Origin of the sequence: Mycobacterium fragae (assembly GCF_002102185.1) — a bacterium.
In the GTDB taxonomy this organism is placed as follows: domain Bacteria; phylum Actinomycetota; class Actinomycetes; order Mycobacteriales; family Mycobacteriaceae; genus Mycobacterium; species Mycobacterium fragae.
Map to the genome: position 1 here is coordinate 1 of NZ_LQOW01000006.1, position 21,574 is coordinate 21,574.

Consider the following 21,574-nt stretch of genomic DNA (forward strand, 5'->3'; position numbering starts at 1 on the left):
GGCGGGGGCGGCGGAGGCGGGGGAGCGAATGGGCCCCCTGCGCACACCGGGTCGGCAGGCATGCTGATGCATTGCAGGTCCGCGGGTCCCGTGGGACCGGCAGCAGGTGCCGGGGGTCCGGGAGCGTATGGGCCGCCCTGGCACTGCGCCAAGAACGGCATCTGCGCGCATCGGGGATCGTCCGGGTTGGTGGGGATGCCATCGTCTGCGTTCGCCGGAACGCTCGCACCTGTCGCGGCCATTCCGATAAATGCCGCCGCCACAGCTGTTCTCGTCATCGCGTTGCAAGCACGTGAAGCCATCGCCCAACTCATCCTCGCTCCTTATCCGCGGACCCAAACGAGCCAGGCCGGCGTCTACCATCGATGCATCACCGCAGATGGTCGCATGCCGGCTTCGCGTGTGAGTGCGAAACAGCAAGGACGCCTTTGTTTTCCGCCAACTACGCGGATACCTTGTCCAACATGTCGGTCGTCCACTCCGGGCTGGTCAGTGCGACCGACCACTGCCGGGCCTACTCCTTGATAGAGATGGCCTGCCGAGGGCACTGGCGGACCGCGTCGCGCACCTGCTCCTCGTTCTCCGGCGTGACTTCGTCCTGCAGCACGGTCAGTGTGTCGTCATCCTCGAGCTGGAAGACTTCCGGGATGATGCCCATGCACACCCCATTGCTTTCGCAAAGGCCCCAATCGACTTCGATCTTCTTCGTCACTCAATCCACCTCATCGCAATACCTTCACCGGTACGTTCAGCCAGCCCGCGACGTTCTGCATGGTGACCCGTTTGCAGCCGTCCCATTCCACCTCGTAGCGGGGCATGAAGTCGAGCAGGTGCTCCAGGGCGATCCTGCTTTCCATCCGGGCCAACGCGGCACCCAGGCAGCTGTGAATCCCGTATCCGAGGCCGAGGTGCTGCGCTTCGGTCTGGTCACGTTCGATGTCGAATGTGTCTGCGTCCGTGAAGGCATCGGGGTCTCGGTTCGCCGCCGCTTTCATCAGGAACACGGGCTTGCCGGCGGGAATCGTGCCGCCGCTAACGTGTGCCTCTTTCAAGGTGTAGCGGACGTTGTACTGCACCGGCCCCTCGTAGCGCAGCAATTCTTCGACGGCACCGGGGACCTTGCTACGGTCCGCCAGCAGCTTCTCCCACTGGTCAGGGTGACGGGCGAATAGCACCACCGCGCTGCCGATCAACTTGGTGACTGTCTCCGCGCCCGCGCCGCCCAGCAGCGTCGCAAAACCGCAGATTTCGATGTCGTCGAGGCGGCGCACTGTGCCGTCATCGCAGGGAATCTCGGCGGCGATCAGCCGGCTGATCATGTCGTCCTGCGGCTCGGCGCGGCGCTCCTGCACCAAGCTGTAGTAGTACATCGCGGTGTCGATGTTGGCCTGCACGCCCTCTTCGCTGAGTTCGATTTGCCCCGGCTCCCGGTGCAGGCTGGTGTCAATCCAGTGCCGCACCTGTTGGCGGTACTCCGGCGGCACTCCGGCCATCGTGGTGATCACTTCGACCGGGAACGGCCCGGAGAAGTCCTGCACGACGTCGAAGTGATCGGGATCGACCGCACCCAAGTACTTTTCGACCACTTCCACGACCGTGTCGTGCTGCGATTGGATGGCTCGTGGCGTGAACGCCTTGTTGAGCAGGCTCCGCATGTGGCGATGCTCCGGCGGGTCCATGAAAATGATGGACCGCTGGTCGGGGGATATGCCCTTGCGAACCATCGCCAGGTCGCAGCCGCGCGAGGACGAGAAAGTCTCGTAATCCTTGAGCGCGGCAGCCACGTCCTCGTGACGGGTCAGCGCGTAAAAGTCCTCTTTCTCGTCGTAATAGAGCGGGGCATCCTCACGCATTCGTCGATAAATCTCGAATGGGTTGGTGAAGTACTCCTCGGAGACCGGATCGAAGACCACCTTCGGTTTGGTCATTGCACCCTCCTCAGCGCCGAGTGAGCGGCTCATACCTTTACGATAGAACGCTTGACTGTAACGCTAACGGTAATAGTTTCATGGCGCGCCGAAAAGACCCCATCTCACACCTTCACCGCAGCGTCGATGACCACGTCGAGGACGCCCAGGTCGTCGCCGAGGTCGGCGGCGATACTCCTGACCACGGCAATGTCCTTGCCGACGAATTCGCCCGCGGTTTCGACGAAGGAGCTGACCGAGCCGCCAGACGCGACCATATCCAGCACCCGACTCGCCGCGCTGCCATGCGGAAGGGCGGCGAGCAGCGTCGACTCCGGCACGCCGAGCCGCGCGCCCAGCCCGACAGCGCCGGAGAGCAATCCGATGTGCGCCGCGAACAGCGCGTTGTTGACGAGCTTCACCTTCTGGCCGGCGCCCAGTGGGCCGACGTGCATCACGGGGTCGCCGTAACAGCTCAACACCGGCCGCACCCGCGCCACCGCCTCGTCCGCGCCGCCCACGAAGAGCGTCAGCGCACCGGCCGCCGCGTTGTGGGGCCCCCCGCTGACCGGAGCATCCACCAGCTCAATGTCGGCTGACGCCGCGATGGTCTCGATCGTGCGGGGGCTGGCCGTGGTGTGCACCACCAGGGCCGAGCCGGGGGTCATGGTGGAGAGCAGGCCGCCGTCCAGACAAACCTGCAGCAGCTGCTCGTCGGTGAGCACACAGATCACGACCACGTCCGCCGTCGCGGTCACCTCGGCCGGGTCGGCCACCGCCTGCGCGCCCAATTGGGTGATGGCCGAGCGTGTCTCGGCGGATCGGCCCAGCACCCGGACGTCATGGCCGGCATCGACGAGACGACCCACCATGGGACGGCCCATCCGACCCGCGCCGATGAATCCGACCGTCATCGCGGGTGTTCCATCGATCTCAGCGCGGCATCTGCCGCATCGAGCACCGCGCCGAGCGGGGCGCCGGCTGCCTCGGCAACGTCGACCACCAGCCGGGCGTCCTTCTGCAGCAGCGCTCCGGCCAAGCCGCCCAGCCGTTCCAGGCCAGCGGTGTCGCCGTCAAGAACGTTGAGCGCGAAGCTGTTTCCGCTGCCGCGCGAGACGACTTCGGTGAGCCGCTCCGGCAACACGCCGAGCGCTTTGCCAAGGGTCAGGGTGGCCGCCGCGGTCCCCAGGTTGGCAGTGAACAGCAGATTGTTCAGCAGCTTGGTGGTTTGTCCGGAGCCGAGATCACCCAGGTGTACCACTGGGTCGGCGTAGGTCTCGAAGACCGGACGGCAGCGCTCGACGACGTCCGTCTCGCCACCGACCATCACCAGCAGACGACCTTCCGCGGCCGCCCCGCCGCCACCACTCACCGGCGCGTCAATGATCGAGACACCCTGTGCTCCAGCCTTCTTCGCCAGGTCATGACACGTCTTGGGGTGCACAGTGCTGTGCACGGCGATCACGCCGCCCGGCTTGAGGCCGGCCAGCACACCGTCGTCGCCGCAGGCAACCTCCTCGACGTCGGCATCACCGACGACACACAGGCAGACGAGATCGCTGGCCGCGCCCAGCTCCGCCGGTGAGCCGGCGACCTTGGCCGCGGTTCCGCCGAACGGCTCGAGTGTTGCGGGTCTGCGGGCCCACAGCGTCGTCGGATAGCCGGCGTCGACGATCCGCCGGGCCATCGGGCCGCCCTGACTGCCCAGTCCGATGAATCCGATGTGCATCAACCGGCCTCCAAATCGCTTTCGTCATCTGCCGAATGTGCGGCTGGGTGCACGTTGGGCGCCGAGCGTGCGGCTGGCTGCACATTCGAGGATGTCGCGGCGACGACACATTCGTCGACGAAGGCGAAGACCCTGCGGTGGTAGTCCGCGGCGGTGTGCCCGAGGCTGAGATTGTGTCCGGCCTCGCGTTCTTCGTTGATCGTGAACCGCGGCGAGCCGGTGAACAGGGCGGCGATCTCGGCTATCGCTGCGGGGTCGGACTCCCACACCTTCTCGTGCTCGGCGACGCTGAACTGCACCGGGACTCGCACCGCTGGGGCAAGCGCCGGAAAGTCTTGGCGCGCCCAGTTTGTCACCACCTCGTCCTCATAGGCCGGGGCCGCCGAAGAATTGGTGATCCCCGTGCGGACATCAGCGGGATACAGCTCGGGCGGATCCCAGAGCAGCTCACGCAGCCCGGCCGGGCGGTGGTCCCGAGTCGCCACTTTCAGTACCTCTCGGGCGGCGGGGTGATAGCGCTGGCCGGTGCCCGCCAACTCGATGCCGAGCAGTTCGGGGTTGTCGGCCGCCATCCGCAGCGCCAGTTCGCACCCGCCGGAATGGCCCATCAGGAACAACCCGGCGCCGCGCGGCCGGTCACCAAGGATGCGATCCACCGCCGCGTATGCGAGCTGGACGCGCTGCTCGGGGCGAATCATCGCCTCCGGGTAAGGCGCCGAGCTGCCATAGCCGGGCCGGTCGAGCGCCACCACGGTGAATCCGCGCTCTGCGCCCGCCCGCAGCAACGACAACGCGGGATGGCCCGGACAGTCGAAATACACTGCGGTGGTGCCGCCGCCGTGGATGGCCACGATGACGGCCCGTGGCTTCGGCGCCTCGGCGACCAGCGCGGACATCGGCACGCCGTCGACGATCACCACCCGCGGGCGCGGCGCGCTCATGTGTCGGCCCGCAGGAGCAATACGCCGCTGGGTGTAAGCCCGCCGCTGCTGACCACGCCGACACGGGCATCGGCGACCTGCCGCTCACCGGCCTCACCGCGCAGCTGGCTCACGGCTTCATGCAGCAGACCCATGCCATGCGTGCGGCCGTGCGAGAGCTGCCCGCCGTGGGTGTTGAGCGGCAGCTGTCCGTCGCGGGCGATGTTCTTGCCGCCGTCCAGGAAATCCTTGGCCTCACCGATCCCGCAGAACCCGAGCGCTTCGATCCACGACAGGCAGTTCATGGTGAATCCGTCGTACAGCTCGGCGACGTCGACGTCGTCGGGCCGCAGCGAGGTGCGCGACCACAGGTGCGCCGATTGCCCGAGCACCTGCGGCTCGTGGGTCAAAGTGCTTTGGTCCCAATCGATCCGCTCGATGATCTGGGTGCCCACCGCCTCGACCAATACCGGCGGCTTGGCCAAGTCGTGAGCGGCGTCGACGGCCGAGACGATGACGGCGATCGCCCCGTCGCACGGCACGTCGCAGTCGTAAAGGCCGAATGGTGTCGTGATCGGACGGGCGTTCAGGTAGTCGTCCATCGTCATCGGGGACCGGTACACCGCGGTCGGATTGAGCTCGGCGTTGGCGCGCTGGTTCAACGCGATCCAGCCCAGCGTCTCTTTCGTCGTCCCATAGCGATGGAAGTGGCGCTGAGCATTCAGCGCCAATGTGTGCGCCGCCGAGGTGGCGCCGAACGGAAACTGCCAACTCGCCGTGCGGCCCATGGACGGCGTGATCTTGCCTTGTTTCATGAGCTCGTTGTAGGTGGCTTCCCAGAGCGTCCGGAAACACAGCACATGCCGGGCCAGCCCGCCGGCGACGGCGAGCATCGCGGCGATCACCGAGCCACCGGGGCCGAAAGTTTCGATGCCGCCGTTGTGCCATGTCGGCCGGATGCCCAGCGCGGCCTCCAGCGCGGTGACCCCGCCCTCGCCGAACCCACCGAGGTTGCCCCCACCCGGGTAGGTGGACAGGCCGTCGATGTCCTCGAACGTCAGCCCGGCATCGGCGATCGCCGCCTCACAGGCCTGCACCGTCAGCGACAGCGGCGGCACCATCAACCGCCGGCCGATCTTCGACATGCCGATCCCGGTGAGCGCCGCCTTGTCCTCGAATTTTTCCGGGGTCAGCATCGGGCGGACGTGTTCACCGAAGCGCTCCGCGGCGATCTCGTCGACCGGTAGCGGGGCCTTGGCGCCGGCCACCGGACGGAATAGCGGCAGCCACACGTCCTCGACCTGTTCGAAGACCACCTCGACCGGCTGGCCGAGCTCCAATTGCTCGGGATCGCAGTCCACGATGTTGGTGGTCAGCCGGACTCTCGGATCTTCGGCGATCGCAACCTGAGCGACGACATACGGCGCCGGCAAGCCGGGCAGGCTGAACCGGTGATTGACGGTGAACCCGGCCAGAATCGCGCGGCCCGACACCGCCCGCACCCCCATGTTCTGCGAGCGGCAATAGCGGCATACCGGCGCGGGCGGGTGGATGAGCGCGGCGCAGTCAGCGCATTCCTGCAGCCGCAGTGTGCCGTCTTTGCCTGAGGTCCAAAAGAATTCGTTCTCGTCGGTGACCAGCGGCAGCGGGCGCCCGGTGTTGTCCTGGTTCAACGCGTGAAACCCCACTCCGCTTCGTTCTCTTCGGTTTTGAGGTGCGCGCTGGGATCTTCCGCGCTGCTCGACGGTGGAGGGGTGCCGTTCGGTCTGCGGTCGCCCAGCTCGGTGATGGCGTGCACCGGGCAGTCCAACAGTGCGTTCATGACGGCGCCGCGGTCCTCGTCGGCCACGGTGCCATCCCCGACCACCGACGCGTATCCCCAGTCGTCGAGCGAGAAGTAGCCGGGTGCGTGCTTGGCACAGATCCCGAAGCCGTCGCAGACGGTGCGGTCGAGACGGATCTTCATGGCTGCCCCACCTCTTCCACCGCGTAGGGACGGTCCGCGCGGAATGCGCCGAGTTGGCATGTGCGGCAAGCATCGTCGAGGTGATGCTGCACTGACTGCGGAAACTGGTCGAGCAGACTGGCCGCCACGTTGGTCGCGGCGTCCAGCGTCGCGCACGCACCGCGACCACGCAGCACCACCGACCATCGGCGCAGCCGGGTCAGGTCCTCCTCGGTGGCGACGCCGTCGCGCAATGCGCCGCCGACGGCGGCCATCGCCGCGGTGCCGTTGAAACAGGAGCCGCACTGCCCGGCGTTCTCGCGGTCGAAGTACGCCAGAACCGAGGCCGCCACCGCGACCGGGCAGTCGTCGGTGATCAGCGAAATCGCGCCGCAACCCAGGCCACTGCCGAGCCGCCGAAAAGTTTCGTGATCCACCGTGGCGTCGAGCACGTCGCGATTGAGGAGGCCGGCGAAGTAGCCGCCCAGCAGCGCGCCGCGGACCTGATCGGACGAAACACCATGCAGCGCAAGCAGTTCGGCCATCGGCAAGCCGTGCGGAACCTCGTAGAGGCCCGGCGGTCGGTCGGCACCGGTGACGGTCACCAGCAAGGTGCCCGGCGATTGCGGTGTGCCCTGGCTGCTGAACGCCGTCGAGCCATGCTGCTGGATGTAGGGCAGGCCCGCAAGGGTCTCGACATTGCTCACCAGGGTGGGCCGCCCGTCGACGCCCGATTGGAACGGGCGGGGCGGTTTGTCCGTCGGCTTGACCGGGCCGCCGTTGAGCGCGCGGACGGCGGCGGTCTCCTCGCCGGCTATATAACCGGGGTTCACCGTCCATACGGCCACTGTGATGGCGCCGAGGGCGCCGGCGTCGAGTTCGCTCAACGCGGTTTCGACGCTGCGGGCAGATTCCAGGTCGGACACGTAGACGTACGCACGGTCGGCTTCGACGATCGCCGCCGCTAACCGCAACCCGTCGAGCACCAGGTGTGGCCTGTTGCGCAGCAACCATCGGTCCTTGATCGAGGCTGGTTCTCCCTCTTCGCCGTTCGCGATCACGACGGTGCCGGAGTCGGTGCGTCTTCCGTTGTCGCGCACCGCGCGTAACTTCACCGCCATTGGGAAGGCCGCACCGCCGCGGCCGAGCAATCCGCTGCGTTCGACATCGTCAAGCAGTTCGTCGGCGGCTGTAAGCGAGCGATACCCGCCGGAGTCGCGGTAGGCCGCGTAGTCCTCTCGGCCCGGATGGGTGCGCAGCAGCCGCGGCGGGCAGCCGGGATATGCGGCGATCGTGATGCTCGATGCGGCAGTGGTTTCCATCAGCACTCCGTCGCTACAGTTGCGCACATGCGAACAGCGGTGGTGCGAGTCCGAGTCGACCCGTCGGGTCTGCTCGCACCGGCGCAGCTAGACCAGGGCATGACTACGCTCCTCGGTCTCGCCGACGAAGCCGGCGCTGAAGTTGTGCATGCCCCCCTCGCGGCGCTGCCGGCCGACCGCCGCGAGGTGCAGCTGCTCATCGCGGGCAGCGATTCCGACGCCGTCAAGCAGGTCGCAGTGGACTTGTGCGCCAAAGCTTTCGGGACCGCGCCGGTCGCCGGCGTGGTCACCTACGTCAGCAGGGGAACCGACGACGATGCCCAGGGCGTGCTGTCCGGATTCGGGCTCACCGGCGAGATCAGGCGAGTGCCCGGCGAGGACGGGTTCGACATCGTCTATGTGACCTTGCGTCAGGCGGATCTGGAGCGCATCCCGGAAAGCCGCATCCATACGGCTCTGGAAGCGTCGCTGAACTGCGAGGTCCACATCCTCACCGAGTAAACGCATCAGGACTCCAGGAAATCCAGGATCGCGGGCGCAGCCTGCACCCAGGTGTCGAACATGTTGAAGTGCTTCACCCTGCCCGCCGCGCGGTCTTCGGATGCACGCTCCCAGGCATCCTCCGGCCAGGGCGGATCGATCAGCTTCGACCCTTTGATCAAGCAGCTGACTTCCAGCGACGTCCGCTTGGGATGGTCCCAGTCGTTCTCGCCGCCGCGGATGATCATGGTGGGAACCCGGATGCGGTCGAACATTTCGTCGTCGACACCCGGGATGGTCTGTCCCGGCTTGGACACGAAAGCGTTGAGCCAACGCAGCATCACCTTGAGGAACTCATCGCGGTCGAAATCAAGGAACCGCTGCTTGTTGTTCGGGTTCTCCTCGACACGCTCGCGCCACTCGGGCACCTTGAGCACGCCCTCCATACCGGTGCCGCGCGCAGCGAGAATGCTTGGCACGACGTAGTAGGAGCCCAGCACGAAGGTGCCGTAAATGCCGCCGACGATGTTCCACACCACGAGCTTTTTGACCAGCTCCGGGTAGAGCATCGTCGTCAGCATGGAATCCCTGGCGCCGCCAGAGCCTCCGGCGATGATGCATGGCCCGAGGCCAAGCTTGGTCAGCAGGCCGTGCAGCGTCTCGGCGCGCATGTGTGATTCGCTCTGGCCGTAGAACTGCACATCGGACGCCCCGCAGTTGGGACGGTCCCACAACAGCACCCGATACCCACCGTCGACCAACGCTTCCGCCAGCGGGCGCAGTCCGGGCACGTCTTTGCTGAACCGGCCGCCGGGCGTCAATACGATGAGATCACCTGATTTGCCGAGGATTTCGTAGACGACATTGCCGCCGTTGACCTCGATGGAAGACACAGCCTTACTCCTCTAGCGTCAGGCCGTCACCAGAACGTCGTTACCGACGACCCGGACCGGGTAGGTGCGGATGCTCCACTGCGGCTTGACCGCGGTCGTTCCGGTTGCGAGCTCGAAACCCCATTGATGCCAAGGGCAGTAGATGTACTCCAAGTCGCGAACCATGACCGCGTCACCCGCCGCGCTCTCGTCGACGATGGTCCGGCCGCGTGCGCGGCCCGAGCACAGCGGGCCACCCTGGTGCGGGCAGTAGTTGGCGATTGCGTAGAAGGTGCCGTTGACGTTGTAGACGCCGACACCGTGGCGGCCGATGGGCACCAGTTTGTGGGTGCCTGGCGGGATTTCGTCAACCGTGGCCACGACATGCTCGCGGCCCTGCGCCAACCGGGGCCGCTTGGTTTCTTCGGGCACTTAGAACACCCGCACCTGGCCCTCGAGCACCGGCACCATTTCGGGGAGGTGATAGGTCGCGATGCCGTTTTTGAACATCACCGCTTCGCGGGCCGCTTTGGGCAGGTGTTTGACCAGCCAGCGCGGGTCGTCGAAGGTCCAGTGCGGATAGTCCGACGAGTACAGCAGGATTTTGTCGCACTCCATCCACTCCAGCGCGCGGGTCAACTCCGTCTTGTCCTCGGGGTAGTCCAGCGGCTGGGTGGTGAATTTGATGTGCTCCTTGACGTACTCCGACGGCTTGCGCTTGATGTCAACGCGGGACTTACGCGCTTCGTAGATCGCGTCCATCCGCCACATCAAAGGCAGGATCCAGGTGAATGCGTGCTCGACGAACACGATCCGCAGGGTGGGGAACCGGTCGAAGACGCCGTCGAAGACCAGGCTCATCACCTGGTTGGCGGCCAGCAGCGAGTACGTCACCATGAAATCGTGGTTGTAACTGGGGAATCCGACCGGCGGCATGGGCAGCATCTCGTAGTTGCTGCGCGATAGGTGGCAGCTCACCACGATGTCGTGTTTGGTGGCCGCTTCCCATACCGGGTCGTACATCGGGTGGCCCCACGACGGGCGCGGCTCGGCCTTGAGCAGAATCTGCGCCATGTAGGGATGTCCGGCCCACCGCTCGATTTCGCGGGCAGCGCCCTGCGGATCCTCGATCGCCACGCAAATCGAACCGCGCCAACGCTCATGCCAGTTGTTGTGGCTGTCCAGCCAATGGTTGTTCTGCCAGTCATTGAGGGCACACGAGAACGCCTGATGGGCGTCGGGCAGGCGGGGCGTGCGAGCGCCCGGCTCCAGGATCGCGATATCCGAGCCGGCCTCCATGATCAGCTGCCGAAAGGCCATATCCGGGTCACTGCCCGGGAATTCGCCGTCCGGTGGGAAGGTATCGACGCGCATCGCGTAGGAGTGCGCGTAATCCGGAGCGTCGTAGTAGATCAGCTCGCCGACCTTGTGGTCGCGGAAGAACCTGGTTCGCCACGGCTCCGGGATGTACTGGGTGAGCTCGCCGCGCTTGGGCACCGGGTGGACGTCGGAGTCGACGCATCGCACCGCGATGCGCTCAGCGGCGGGAACCCGCTCGTGAGTCTGTGTCACAGTCATCGTGGTCTCCCTTGCTTACCTTCTACTGTGCAGCCAAGCTGGCCTGAATGTCTATGCCGTAAAGCTCCGCGGCGTTGCGCCAACAGACCTTTTCGCGCTGGTCGGCGCTGAAGGTGCTCGGCACCGCCAATCTGTTCAGCTGCCAATGCGGATAGCTGGAGCCGAACATCACCATGTCTTCTTTTCCGGTGAAGCCGAACCACTGCCCGGCGAACTCGGTGTCACCCGGACCGTCCAGGCTGCCCTGGACGAAGTAGACGTGTCCGGGCAGGTAGTCACTGGGTATCCGCGGCGCCCACGGCGTTTGTTCGAGATGCGGCCGCCCGAAAGTGTCCATCCGCCAGCTGAACGGTGTCAGGAAGTCGGCGGCGCCGTCGGACCACACGAACTTCAGCGTGTCGAACCGCTCGAACACACCTTCGGCGATCATGTTCATCAGGTGGTAGAGGTAGTTCAGCGCCATGAAGCTGACGTATTGCTCGTAGGTCCGGGTGTGTCCGGACGGCGTAGGCGGAAACCCGATACCCTCGCCGGTCTCGATGTGGACCGCCACCGGAAGGTTGGCCGCCGCCGCGGCTTCCCACAGCGGCCAGAACTGCGGTTTGCCGTAGAGTTCGCGCGACTGCAGCGGGACACCGATCTGCACGACCCGCGGGTGCGCACGCCATTTCTCGATTTCGCGCAGCGCGCCGGCGATGTCGTCGGGGTTGACCCGGATGGTGCCGCGAAACCGATCGCCGTATTGGCTGTGCTCCAGCCAGCGCGACACCATCATCTCGTTGTGCGCGGCGTGCAGCGCGGTGCCCAGATGCCGGTCGGGCATGATGCCGCGGCCCATCGGGTGCAGGACCGCGACGTCGACACCCTGTTCCTCGAACAAATAGTTGGCCACCACGTCCGGGTCGGAGCCGGGATATTGCCGATCGGGTCCGCGGGTGTCGTCCGCGTACTCGCCGCCGGGTGCGCCGTACCAGTCCATCTCGTAGTCGGGAAAGCCGCGGCTCTTGAAGGGCTCGCGGAGAAAGTCGCGAAGCTCAGCGGTCGACGCGAAGAAGATGTGCACGCTCGCGTCGATGACGGGCGTCCGGGCTCCGTCCGGGTGCTCTATCACCTAAACCAACCCTTCGCGGCTCGACCACGGTGTCGGACCTGCTGGCGATACGCTAGATAATCTAACATTCCGGTTCTCCGCCAATCAATGGGGTTTCCGGTAAGCATTTCGATTAATCATCGCACCTGGTAGCAGTCGCAATTGCCGGCAGCGTGTGTAGTGGAGTTCTTCGTAATCGATAATATCATTCTCCCTCTGGCCGCCCCCCGACGATCACGCCGGCCGCTTGCTCGATCGGTTTGATGGCCGACGTGAAATCGGAGTCGGGACCTTCACTGCGCATCGCGACTTCCCAGAGCCGCCCGACCGCGTCGGCGACGTCGACGGGCACGCCGAGGGCCCGGGCCTCGTCGAGATAGAGCCGCACGTCCTTGACCATCAACCCGGTGGCAAAGCCGTAGTCGAACGTGCGGGGCAGGATCGCCCGTGGGAACTTGTCACGGCTTGCGCTGGTCCCGCCGGAGCCGGCGTTCAGCGCGTCGACCATCACCGTCGGGTCCAGACCGGACTTGACGCCCATGACGACGACTTCTGCCGTTGCTATCAGGACGGTGGCCGACAGGACGTTGTTGGCCAGCTTCATCGTCTGTGCGGAGCCCGGCTTCTCGCCGATGTATATGGGCCGCCCGATCGCCTCGAGTGCCGGCCGAACGACGTCGAACTCGGCGCATGGACCGGACACCATGACGGCAAGCGTTCCCGTCTCGGCTCCACTGACACCGCCGCTCACCGGGCTGTCGATCGCGACGATGTTTCGTTTGGCAAGGCGGTCATGGATTTCCACGGCGGTTTGGCTCCCGACGGTGGAAAGGTCCACATAGCGCTTGACGCGAGCGCCCTCGATCACGCCGGTGACGCCGGTGGCGACGTCAAGCGAGGCATCCGGAGTGGGCAGGCTGGCCAGCACCGTTTCGGCCGAGTCGGCGACCTCTTTTGCAGACGATGCCGGCTGCGCCCCGAGCGCGACGGCGCGCGCAATAGTTTCAGCGCGGGTGTCGAAGGCAACGACGTCATGATGTGCAGCAATGAGGCGTTGCGCGATGGGAAAACCCATGTGGCCCAAGCCGATGAACCCGATCTCCACCAAGACCATCCAGGGGCGCCGGCCGGAAGTTTCCGGCGAGATTGTCACTGTGCTAATAAGAGAATACTATTCTCGTGCAGGTTAACTGATCTAAGGAGCTGGCCGGGATGCTTTTGGAGTTCGACGCCGATCAGCGGCTATGGCAGGAAACCGTGCGTGATGCCGTTGGCAAGCAGTGCCCGCCTGCGCTGGTCAGAAGTGTGGCCGAAGACGGCGTCGACCCCAGCCCTGTGTGGAAGGCCTACGTGGAACACGGCTGGACCGAGATGAGCGACCCAAAGAACGCCGTCGAGCTGGCCATCGTCTTGGAAGAGCTGGGCCGCGCGACCGACCCGACCCCGTTCTTGGCGACGATGAGCCAGTTCGCGCCCTTGGCCGCGAATCGGTTTGACCCGCAGGCATCCGGGACCGCCGTCTATAGCGGAGTGTCGGCCCACCGGGATGGCGACGGGTGGGTGCTGGACGGCACCGCCCGGCATGTGCTGGACGGTGACCGCGCCGAGCGGTTGGCGGTGGTGACAGACGCCGGGGTGTTCATCCTCAATGGCGCCGAGGTCGCGGGGCAGCTATCCCGGCGACGCAGTTCGGTGTTCGACCCGGTGTTGCACGTCGCCGATCTGACGTTCGCTGACGTTCGAGTATCCGACACCGCGCGGGTGAGCGTCGATACCGAGCGCGCGCATCATGTCGCGCTGATGGGTATGGCGATGACGATGGTAGGCGCCTGCCAGCGCATCTTGGACCTGGTTCTCGAACACGTCCGGAGTCGCCATCAATTCGGGGTTCCCATCGGCTCGTTTCAGGCCGTCCAGCACAAGGCCGCCGATATGCACGTCGCGGTGCAGCGTGCCCGGGCGCTGGCCTACTTCGCGGCGTTGACGATCGCGGAGGACGACCCGCGCCGCCGCCTGGCCGCCGCGATGGCGAAAGCATCTGCGGGAGAGTGCCAGTCGCTGGTTTTCCGCCACGGCCTGCAGCTGTTCGGCGCGATGGGCTTCACGTGGGAGAACGACTTGCAATTCGCGCTCAAGCGGGCCAAGGCCGGCGAGCTCATGCTCGGCGGTGCCGCACAGCATCGGGCGGTAATCACCGAGGAGTACCGTGCAGCTCACCTTTGATTCGGACGTCGAGGCGTTTCGCGCTGAGTTTGTCGCCTTCCTCGAGAAGCACATGCCGGCCGCAGCGGCTGAGGCGTTGGAGCGGCCAAAGTCGGTGTCGCACATGCCGGCCTGGGCGCGTCGCTGGCAACGGCTGCTGTTCGACAACGGCTGGCTGCTGCCCACTCAGCCGCCGGAGTTCGGCGGCCGCAACGCCACGGTACTGCAGCAGTATGTCTATCTGGAAGAGCTTTGCCGTCGGCGGATCTACCACAGTTTCAATCCGCAGGGCGTGAACATTATTGCGGCGTCACTGATTTCGTTCGGCAGCGACGAGCAGAAGCAGCGCTGGGCGGTGCCGATCCTGCGGGCCGAGATCACCGCGTCGCTGGGCATGAGCGAGCCGAGTGCGGGTTCCGATTTGGCGTCGCTGCGTACCCGTGCGGTGCGTGACGGCGACTATTTCGTGGTCAACGGCCAGAAGGTATGGACATCGGGCGCCCACGACGCCGATGTTCTGCTGACCTTCGTGCGCACCAACCCGGACGCGCCAAAGCACAAGGGGATCAGTGCTTTACTGATTCCCACTGATACGCCCGGTGTGGTGCGTCGGCCGTTTCCGTCCATCTGCTCGGCCGATGATCTGGACTTCAACGAGGTGTTCTTCACCGACGTGCGCGTGCCGGCGGAGAACCTGGTCGGCGAGCTCAACCAGGGCTGGCGGGTAGCCAATGGATCGCTGGGACACGAACGCACGATGATGTGGCTGGGGTTCGCGGACCGGCTCGACAATGTCCTCACCGACTTCCATCCGGGAAACGCACTCGAACGTGACCAATACGCCACCGCGGTCATGGACTATTCCGCTTTGCGCCTACTCGGGTCGGTGGCCCTGGCGCGTGCTGCCCGCGGAGAAGAAGATGTACCCGCCCTGTCAGTGCTCAAGCTGCTCGGTTCGGAAGCCGAGCGACAAGCGTGCGAATACGCCTTGCACGCAGCAGGATCCGAGGGCTTGCTGCAGCCCGCACTGACGGGACCGTACGCGCCGATGAACCTCGACCACTACTTCGCCAGCTGGTTCGAGCGCTACGCCCGCAGCTTCTCGGGCACCATCGCCGGCGGCACCTCCGAGATCCAGCGCAACATCATCGCCCAGCGTGTCCTCGGATTGCCCACCGGCTGAACCTGCTCACCGAGCGTGTACTGGTGGCGAATTTTTGAAGGATTTTCCGCCCTGACTACACGTTCGGCGACAAGGGGATTAGATGACCGCGGCTTCCTTGCGTTCGGTGATCGGCCGGGCCAGTTCCTGCTCGTCGCAGATCCGCTGCAACTTGTCGAGGGTTTCGTCGAGGCCGGCACCAAGTCTGTGCCCCGGGGTGAAGGTGGCCGGCAGATGTCGCATGCCCTGGATGACGCCGATCGTTTCGTAGTGAACGGTGCCTTCGGGGTCGCAGCGGTAGTCGGGCATCCGGTCGAGCACGGCGGTGAGCATGGACTTGAATACGGTGCGTGCCACGTTCGAGCCGATGCAGCGGTGAACCCCGAGGCCAAAGCTGAAGTGCCGGTTGCCTTTCCGGTCCATGATTATCTTGTTGGGCTCCGGGAAGGTTGACGGATCGCGGTTGGCCATTGCCCACGAGATCCACAACCGTTCGCCCTCTTTGAATTGTGTTCCTTCGACTTCCACGTCGTCGGAGAACGTGCGCCCATCGCCGGGTGCCGGGGTGAAGTAACGCAGGAACTCCTCGGTGGCCGAATCAAGCAGGGTGTCGCGCTGACGACTGAGAAGCTCGCGCTGGTGGGGATTCTGCGACAACCACTCCATCGCATGGGCGGTCAATGCGGTGGTGGTGTCGAACCCTCCGCCGATCACCAGTCCGAGGTTGCCCAGTATCTCGAGATCGGGTGCCGGCTCCCCGTCGATCCGCATCTGAAGCAGCGCGTTCACTATGCCAGGCCGCGGATTCTCCCGGATCTCGAGCATACTGTTCAACAGATCCAGCCCCATCTGCCGATGCATCTCGACGACACGCTCGATGTCCGGGGAGTGCTCCGGCGTGTACACCGAGGCATGCGTCGGTTCGCTGTAAATCGCCCACTTCTTCAGCGGGATGCCCATCATCGCGAGAGTCAGCACAGCCGGCACGACGTTGGCGAGATCGTCGACGAAGTCGATTCGGCCTTCCTCGATCTTTTCGTCCAGGCACGCCCGCGTGACCTCGTCGATAAAGGGCGCCCAACGTTTGACCGCAGCAGGCGACAGGTAAGGGTTGAGAACGTTGCGGTAGGTGCGGTGCTCCGGATCGTCCATTTCCAGGATTCCACCGCGGACGCCGCTCACCCGCTTCGCGTAGGGGATGGATATGCCCTTGTACGGAGTCTCTCCGGTGAGGTCGTGATGGTTGGAGACGGCAGGGCAGCGGGCGAGCTCGAACACCGCCTGGCTGCCGCCCGCGACCCAATGGCCGTCATAGGTGTCGGTCCACGCGATCGGACACTTCGCGTGGATTTCCTCGGTGATCTTTTCGAACTGGATTCGGTATTCCGGTGTGTGCCGGTCGAAGTGGTAGCGGTTCTTCTTGCGTTCGCCGTCGCTGACGATGTCCTCGACGCTCACGAGGTTGTCTCCGTGATAAAGATCGCCTGTTCCGGGCAGGACTGAGCGGCCTCACGAACGGCGTCTTCTTGCTCGGGCGCAACGTCTTCCGAGACTGCCGAGGAATGACCTTCGATGTCGTCGAGCACGAACGAATCCGGCGCGATCATCGAGCACAGCGTGTGTCCTTGGCAACGTTCGGGGTCAACTCTAACCTTCACCGCTTTCCCCTTACTTGCGGTAGTCGTACCACTTGAGGTATCCGCCGGCGTCGACGCGCAGCTGCATACCGGTCACATACCTGGCCTCGTCGGAGGCCAGCCACAGCACGGCGTTGCTGATGTCCTCTGGTTCGATGTATGGAACCTTCATCGCCTGCTGCACACCGAAAACCGGCTCAGCGTCGGCGCGGGTCGGGTTTTCCAGATCCGGGCGGAACGAGCGGTACATCGGCTCGCTTTGCAGCATCGGCGTGTTGGTGTTCGTCGGATGGATGACGTTGGCCCGGATCCCAAGCGGCGCAAGCTCGGTGGCGAGAACGTGGACATACTCTGAGAGCAGGCGTTTGGAATACAGGTACGCGATGCCGCCCGGGTCGGCGCCGGGATTGTCCTTCTGGGACACGTCCATCAGCGCGGCCGTGGAGCCGGTGGCGATGATCGACGAACCCTCGCGAAGGTGCGGCAGCGCAACCTGAATGGCGTTTATGGTGCCGACCAGGTTGGTGTTCATCACGTCGCACCACGCCTGCAGTGGCGGCTGACCCCTCATGCCGGCGACGCCGGCCTGGGCCACCACGATGTCGAGCGTGCCGAACTCGGCCAGCCCGCTGTCCAATGCGGTCCGCAGTTGTGCGGATTCACGCACGTCGGCCTGCGCGATCACCGCGCCCCGGCCGGTCTTCTCGATGAGTCGAGCCGTCTCGTCGAGGTCGTCCGGCGCCGCCATGGCGTATCCGATGGTGTCGATGTCATGACACACATCGACGGCGATGATGTCGGCGCCTTCCTCGGCCAACCGCACCGCGTGGCTACGGCCCTGGCCGCGCGCCGCACCGGTGACGAATGCGACCTTTCCCTCTACCCGTCCCACACATTCTCCTTTGCTCAGGTGTTTCGGCCGCCGTTGACGCCCAATATCTGACCGGTGATGTAGCCGGCTTCCTCCGAGACCAGAAAGGCGCATGCCGCGGCGATGTCTTCCGGTCTGCCCATCCGGCGCACCGGTGTGGTGGCGATGGTCCGCTCGATGTCGATGTGCCCGTGTTCGTTGGCGTTGCGCAACATCGGGGTGTCGATGAACCCCGGTGGTATGGCGTTGACCGTGATGCCGTTGGGCCCGAACTCCAGGGCCAGGGATTTGGTGAGCCCGTTGACGGCGGACTTGGCCGCCACATAGTGCGCCATGTACGGGGCGCCGGAATGTGTGCTCGACGACGAGATGTTGACGATGCGTCCCCAGCCGGCATCCAGCATGTCCGGGAGCACCGCCTGGATCATGTGGAAGACCCCGTTGAGGTTGACGTCGATCAGCCGCTGCCAGTCGTCGAACTGGATATTGGTGAACCGCTTGAACCCGTCGAGGCCGGCGGCGTTGACGAGGACCGTGACCGGGCCCAGTTGGTCGCGAATGGCTGCGAGCGCGGCATCGACCTGCGAACGGTCGGTGACGTCGGCGGTGAAGGCGAACTTCGTATCGGACGGTTTGAGGTCCACGGTGGCGACCTGGTAGCCGTCGGTGCGGAGCCGATCTGCAACGGCCAAGCCGATTCCGGAACTGCCTCCGGTGACGACGGTGGTGGTCACGGCCGGACTCCGGCATAGCCCGTCGCAGTCACAAAGAATCTCCCTTCCGAATATGAGAACCCTACTCTCACAATGCAACATGTCGCAAGGCTGCTCAAAAACCCCGCTTGGCCTGCAAAGACACCACTAATCACCGGCGCCCGCGCCGGTAGCGAGCATGGCAGTCTCGTTTCTGCGGATTGGTTGAATTCTCGAAGCCGGAATGTAAGATTCGCCCGGGATGAGAATGAAATTATCCACGTGTCTAGGAGGCCGAATTGCCCCCGCAGCAGACGGCGGCGACCATTGCGGGCGATAGCCCGAGGACGGACGAAGGGCCCCCGTCGCATCCCGACCGGCGAATGCTGATCGACGGCCGGCTCGTGACCACCGACCGCGTCTTCGCGTCGGTCAATCCTGCCACGGAGAAAATCGTGGGCCACGCTCCGGATGCGAGCGTCGAAGAGGCCGAGGCGGCCATTGCGGCGGCGCGGCGCGCGTTCGACAGCACCGGTTGGTCAACCGATGTCGCGCTGCGGATCCGCTGCCTCGACCAGTTGCACCAGGCGTTGCTCGACCATGCCGACGAGCTGCGTGAGCTGACGATCGCCGAGGTGGGCGCCACCCGCGCGCTTACCCAGGGGGCTCAGCTCGACGAGCCGATCGGCATCGTGCGCTTTTATGCCGCCCTGCTGCGCAGCTACGAGTTCTCCGAAGACCTCGGCGAGAAAGAATCGCGCGGGATGCGGCATCACCGCTGGGTGGAAAAAGAGGCGGCGGGCGTTGTTGCCGCGATTATCGCTTACAACTACCCCAACCAGCTGGCGCTGGCCAAGCTGGCCCCGGCGCTGGCGGCCGGCTGCACGGTGGTGCTCAAGGGCGCGCCTGACACCCCGCTGATCACCTTGGCGCTGGGTGAGCTGATCGCCAACCACACCGACATCCCGCCGGGCGTGGTCAATGTGCTGAGCTCGTCGGATCCGGCAGTCGGCGAAGCGCTGACCACCAGCCCCGACGTCGACGTGGTGACGTTCACCGGCTCCACCGCCACGGGCCGTCGCATCATGGCGGCGGCCAGCGAAACCGTCAAGCGGGTCTTCCTCGAATTGGGCGGCAAGTCGGCGGTGATCATGCTCGACGACGCCGACTTCGCAACGGCCAGCATGTTCGCCGCGTTTTCGATGGTCACCCACGCAGGCCAGGGCTGTGCGCTGACCTCGCGATTGCTGGTGCCGAAAAAGCACCAGGACGAGATCGTCGAGCTCATCGCCGCGAACTTCGCCAAGGTGCGCCACGGCGACCCCGCCGACCCCACAACATATATGGGCCCGCTGATCAACGAGCGTCAGCGCGACAAGGTCGACGGCATGGTGCAGCGGGCCATCGCCGCCGGCGCCACCCTAGTCACCGGCGGCAAGCGGCTGGATCCCGGCTACTTCTATGCGCCCACCCTGTTGACCAACGTCGACCCGGACAGCGAGATCGCGCAGGAGGAGATCTTCGGCCCCGTGCTGGTGGTCATCGGGTTCGACGATGACGACGATGCGGTGCGCATCGCCAACAACTCGATTTACGGCCTGGCCGGCGCGGTGTTCAGCGCCGACCAGGACCGGGCGTTGGCGGTGGCTCGCCGCATCCGGGCGGGATCGTTTTCCATCAACGGCGGCAACTACTTCGGCGCGGACAGTCCGTTCGGCGGCTTCAAGCAGTCCGGCGTGGGCCGCGAGATGGGCGTCGCCGGATTGGAAGAGTTCCTGGAGCGCAAGACACTAGCTGTGCCTGTTTTTAAGGGTCTCGCGTGAGGCCGCTGGAGGGCATCCGCGTTCTCGAGGTCGCCATGTACGGGTTCGTCCCGTCGGCGGGCGCGGTGCTGGCCGAATGGGGCGCCGACGTGATCAAGGTCGAGCACGCGGTGACGGGCGACCCGCAGCGTGGTCTGCGGCAGACCGGCATGTTGCGCGTCGAGGGCGACCCCAACCCCAACATCGAGCATGCCAACCGCAGCAAACGCAGCCTGGGCCTGGATATGTCGGTGCCCGAAGGCAAGGAAGTGCTCTACGAGCTGGCCCGGCGCTCGGATGTCTTCCTGACCAGCTTCCTGCCCGGGCACCGGAAAAAGTTCGCCATCGACGTCGACGACATTCGCGCGGTCAACCCGAACATCATCTATGCGCGTGGCAGCGCGCTGGGCCCGCGGGGCGCGGAAGCCGAGAAGGGCGGCTACGACATGACCGCGTTCTGGTGCCGGGCCGGGACCGCCGCGACCATCACGCCGTCCGGCATGGAGGGCATGATCGGCCCGCCCGGACCCGCCTACGGTGACACCATCTCCGGGACCAACCTGGCCGGCGGTATTGCCGCGGCGCTGCTCAAGCGGGAGCGCACCGGTGAACCATCGACCGTCGACGTCTCGTTGCTCGGCAGTGGGTTGTGGTCGCTCGGACACACGGTGGCGCTGACCGTGCACCTCGGCCAGCGCATGGAGGCGTTCCCGCCCGGCGTGCACGGCTCGCCGATCAACCCGCTGGTCGGGTTGTATGCGACCTCCGACGGCCGCTACATCTCGTTGGTCATGATGCAGGCCTCGAAGTTCTGGGCCGACGTGTGCCGCCACATCGACCAACCCGAACTCGCCGACGACCCGCGGTTCGCCACCGACGAAAAGATCGCCGCCAACACCGCAGAGGCGGTGGAGATCCTCACCAAGGCGATCGCCACCCGCACCCTCGCCGAATGGAGCGAACGCTTCGCGACGCTGGCCGGACCCTGGGCGCCCGTGCAGGACACCTTGCAGGCCGCCAACGATGCGCAGATCCGGGCAAACGAATATGTCGTGCGGGCAGGCCAGCTCGAGCTGGTCGCCAACCCGGTGCAGTTCGACGTCGCCGCACCCGAGCCGGGTCCTGCTCCGGGGTTCGCCGAGCAGACCGACGAAATCTTGATGGAACTCGGGTTCGACTGGGACCGAATCATCGAGCTCAAGACGGCCGGCGCCGTCACCTAAGGCTGGAAATCCCGATGCCTGACGTGTCGTCCAAGGTTCCGGACTATGGTTGTCCGTTCGGGCCCCAACGGGCCACGCCGTGGGTGATAATCGCGGGACGCGTGAGGAAGATGGGGAGCCTGCTTCTTCATCGGCGAGTCCC

General features: G+C 65.4%; 22 protein-coding genes. 5 read left to right on the forward strand and 17 right to left on the reverse strand.

The features are described 5' to 3' along the window. Positions 1–514: 514 nt before the first annotated feature. The 8 genes from AWC06_RS03985 to AWC06_RS04020 all read right to left on the reverse strand — a co-directional run bounded on the left by AWC06_RS03985 (position 515) and on the right by AWC06_RS04020 (position 7,823). Positions 515–712 (reverse strand): ferredoxin, encoded by a 198-nt coding sequence (locus AWC06_RS03985; RefSeq protein WP_085194630.1) that lies wholly within the window; start codon positions 710–712, stop codon positions 515–517. 10 nt (positions 713–722) lie between these two features. Next, positions 723–1,928 (reverse strand): cytochrome P450, encoded by a 1,206-nt coding sequence (locus AWC06_RS03990; RefSeq protein ID WP_085194632.1) that lies wholly within the window; start codon positions 1,926–1,928, stop codon positions 723–725. A 104-nt stretch (positions 1,929–2,032) separates the two neighbouring features. Continuing rightward, positions 2,033–2,821 carry an NAD(P)-dependent oxidoreductase gene (locus AWC06_RS03995; RefSeq protein WP_085194633.1) on the reverse strand — a complete coding sequence of 263 codons (789 nt, stop codon included), beginning with the start codon at positions 2,819–2,821 and terminating at the stop codon, positions 2,033–2,035. After that, entirely contained in the window at positions 2,818–3,636 is an 819-nt protein-coding gene (locus AWC06_RS04000; RefSeq protein WP_085194635.1) for an NAD(P)-dependent oxidoreductase, read from the reverse strand. Before AWC06_RS04000 ends, AWC06_RS03995 begins: the two co-directional genes overlap by 4 nt. After that, on the reverse strand, positions 3,636–4,577 hold the full coding sequence (locus AWC06_RS04005; RefSeq protein WP_085194637.1) for an alpha/beta fold hydrolase: 942 nt from the start codon (positions 4,575–4,577) through the stop codon (positions 3,636–3,638). Before AWC06_RS04005 ends, AWC06_RS04000 begins: the two co-directional genes overlap by 1 nt. Continuing rightward, positions 4,574–6,244: a thiolase C-terminal domain-containing protein gene (locus AWC06_RS04010; RefSeq protein WP_227371147.1), complete on the reverse strand. Its 1,671-nt coding sequence runs from the start codon at positions 6,242–6,244 to the stop codon at positions 4,574–4,576. Before AWC06_RS04010 ends, AWC06_RS04005 begins: the two co-directional genes overlap by 4 nt. Next, positions 6,226–6,522, reverse strand: coding sequence for a ferredoxin (locus AWC06_RS04015; RefSeq protein WP_085194639.1), 297 nt, complete (start codon positions 6,520–6,522; stop codon positions 6,226–6,228). The genes AWC06_RS04010 and AWC06_RS04015 overlap by 19 nt, the downstream gene beginning before the upstream one ends. Then, entirely contained in the window at positions 6,519–7,823 is a 1,305-nt protein-coding gene (locus AWC06_RS04020) for an NADH-ubiquinone oxidoreductase-F iron-sulfur binding region domain-containing protein (RefSeq protein ID WP_085195089.1), read from the reverse strand. Before AWC06_RS04020 ends, AWC06_RS04015 begins: the two co-directional genes overlap by 4 nt. 27 nt (positions 7,824–7,850) lie before the next feature. Here AWC06_RS04020 and AWC06_RS04025 point away from each other — a divergent pair, with 27 nt between their 5' ends. Then, complete coding sequence (locus AWC06_RS04025; protein ID WP_085194641.1) at positions 7,851–8,324, forward strand: hypothetical protein; 474 nt, start codon at positions 7,851–7,853, stop codon at positions 8,322–8,324. A 5-nt stretch (positions 8,325–8,329) separates the two neighbouring features. Here the strand turns inward: AWC06_RS04025 and AWC06_RS04030 are convergent, their stop codons facing one another. From AWC06_RS04030 to AWC06_RS04050, 5 genes are all read right to left on the reverse strand, one after another. After that, a complete protein-coding gene (locus tag AWC06_RS04030) occupies positions 8,330–9,196 on the reverse strand; it encodes an alpha/beta fold hydrolase (RefSeq protein WP_085194643.1) in 867 nt (288 codons plus the stop codon). Positions 9,197–9,214: 18 nt separating this feature from the next. Next, positions 9,215–9,607 carry a Rieske (2Fe-2S) protein gene (locus AWC06_RS04035; RefSeq protein ID WP_085194645.1) on the reverse strand — a complete coding sequence of 131 codons (393 nt, stop codon included), beginning with the start codon at positions 9,605–9,607 and terminating at the stop codon, positions 9,215–9,217. Continuing rightward, positions 9,608–10,753 (reverse strand): amidohydrolase family protein, encoded by a 1,146-nt coding sequence (locus AWC06_RS04040; RefSeq protein WP_085194647.1) that lies wholly within the window; start codon positions 10,751–10,753, stop codon positions 9,608–9,610. 22 nt (positions 10,754–10,775) lie between these two features. Further along, on the reverse strand, positions 10,776–11,864 hold the full coding sequence (locus tag AWC06_RS04045; RefSeq protein WP_085194649.1) for an amidohydrolase family protein: 1,089 nt from the start codon (positions 11,862–11,864) through the stop codon (positions 10,776–10,778). 184 nt (positions 11,865–12,048) lie between these two features. Beyond that, positions 12,049–12,957 carry an NAD(P)-dependent oxidoreductase gene (locus tag AWC06_RS04050; protein WP_264480359.1) on the reverse strand — a complete coding sequence of 303 codons (909 nt, stop codon included), beginning with the start codon at positions 12,955–12,957 and terminating at the stop codon, positions 12,049–12,051. Between the two features lie 98 nt (positions 12,958–13,055). Between AWC06_RS04050 and AWC06_RS04055 the strand changes: the two genes are divergently transcribed. Continuing rightward, a complete protein-coding gene (locus tag AWC06_RS04055) occupies positions 13,056–14,066 on the forward strand; it encodes an acyl-CoA dehydrogenase family protein (protein WP_085194651.1) in 1,011 nt (336 codons plus the stop codon). Then, entirely contained in the window at positions 14,050–15,228 is a 1,179-nt protein-coding gene (locus AWC06_RS04060; RefSeq protein WP_085194653.1) for an acyl-CoA dehydrogenase family protein, read from the forward strand. Before AWC06_RS04055 ends, AWC06_RS04060 begins: the two co-directional genes overlap by 17 nt. Before the next feature lie 78 nt (positions 15,229–15,306). Here AWC06_RS04060 and AWC06_RS04065 read toward each other — a convergent pair whose 3' ends face one another. Genes AWC06_RS04065 through AWC06_RS04080 form a run of 4 tightly spaced genes read right to left on the reverse strand, consistent with a single transcriptional unit; the run spans position 15,307 to position 18,449 of the window. Next, positions 15,307–16,665 carry a cytochrome P450 gene (locus AWC06_RS04065; RefSeq protein ID WP_085194655.1) on the reverse strand — a complete coding sequence of 453 codons (1,359 nt, stop codon included), beginning with the start codon at positions 16,663–16,665 and terminating at the stop codon, positions 15,307–15,309. Then, positions 16,662–16,865: a ferredoxin gene (locus AWC06_RS04070; protein WP_085194657.1), complete on the reverse strand. Its 204-nt coding sequence runs from the start codon at positions 16,863–16,865 to the stop codon at positions 16,662–16,664. The genes AWC06_RS04065 and AWC06_RS04070 overlap by 4 nt, the downstream gene beginning before the upstream one ends. Before the next feature lie 10 nt (positions 16,866–16,875). Beyond that, positions 16,876–17,736, reverse strand: coding sequence for a mycofactocin-coupled SDR family oxidoreductase (locus AWC06_RS04075; RefSeq protein WP_085194659.1), 861 nt, complete (start codon positions 17,734–17,736; stop codon positions 16,876–16,878). Positions 17,737–17,750: 14 nt separating this feature from the next. Next, positions 17,751–18,449, reverse strand: a complete 699-nt coding sequence (locus tag AWC06_RS04080) for an SDR family NAD(P)-dependent oxidoreductase (RefSeq protein ID WP_085194661.1) — start codon at positions 18,447–18,449, stop codon at positions 17,751–17,753. A 344-nt stretch (positions 18,450–18,793) separates the two neighbouring features. Between AWC06_RS04080 and AWC06_RS04085 the strand changes: the two genes are divergently transcribed. Together AWC06_RS04085 and AWC06_RS04090 are read left to right on the forward strand one after the other, a co-directional pair. Further along, complete coding sequence (locus AWC06_RS04085) at positions 18,794–20,230, forward strand: aldehyde dehydrogenase family protein (protein ID WP_372458189.1); 1,437 nt, start codon at positions 18,794–18,796, stop codon at positions 20,228–20,230. Next, positions 20,227–21,432, forward strand: a complete 1,206-nt coding sequence (locus AWC06_RS04090) for a CaiB/BaiF CoA transferase family protein (protein WP_085194665.1) — start codon at positions 20,227–20,229, stop codon at positions 21,430–21,432. Before AWC06_RS04085 ends, AWC06_RS04090 begins: the two co-directional genes overlap by 4 nt. The last annotated feature ends 142 nt before the right edge of the window (positions 21,433–21,574 follow it).

Excerpts from the sequence above, each read along its gene's own strand:
- AWC06_RS03990 (WP_085194632.1), bottom strand. The coding sequence starts at position 1,928 with ATGACCAAACCGAAGGTGGTCTTCGATCCGGTCTCCGAGGAGTACTTC.
- AWC06_RS03995 (WP_085194633.1), bottom strand. The coding sequence starts at position 2,821 with ATGACGGTCGGATTCATCGGCGCGGGTCGGATGGGCCGTCCCATGGTG.
- AWC06_RS04000 (WP_085194635.1), bottom strand. The coding sequence starts at position 3,636 with ATGCACATCGGATTCATCGGACTGGGCAGTCAGGGCGGCCCGATGGCC.
- AWC06_RS04005 (WP_085194637.1), bottom strand. The coding sequence starts at position 4,577 with ATGAGCGCGCCGCGCCCGCGGGTGGTGATCGTCGACGGCGTGCCGATG.
- AWC06_RS04015 (WP_085194639.1), bottom strand. The coding sequence starts at position 6,522 with ATGAAGATCCGTCTCGACCGCACCGTCTGCGACGGCTTCGGGATCTGT.
- AWC06_RS04020 (WP_085195089.1), bottom strand. The coding sequence starts at position 7,823 with ATGGAAACCACTGCCGCATCGAGCATCACGATCGCCGCATATCCCGGC.
- AWC06_RS04025 (WP_085194641.1), top strand. The coding sequence starts at position 7,851 with ATGCGAACAGCGGTGGTGCGAGTCCGAGTCGACCCGTCGGGTCTGCTC.
- AWC06_RS04040 (WP_085194647.1), bottom strand. The coding sequence starts at position 10,753 with ATGACTGTGACACAGACTCACGAGCGGGTTCCCGCCGCTGAGCGCATC.
- AWC06_RS04050 (WP_264480359.1), bottom strand. The coding sequence starts at position 12,957 with ATGGTCTTGGTGGAGATCGGGTTCATCGGCTTGGGCCACATGGGTTTT.
- AWC06_RS04055 (WP_085194651.1), top strand. The coding sequence starts at position 13,056 with ATGCTTTTGGAGTTCGACGCCGATCAGCGGCTATGGCAGGAAACCGTG.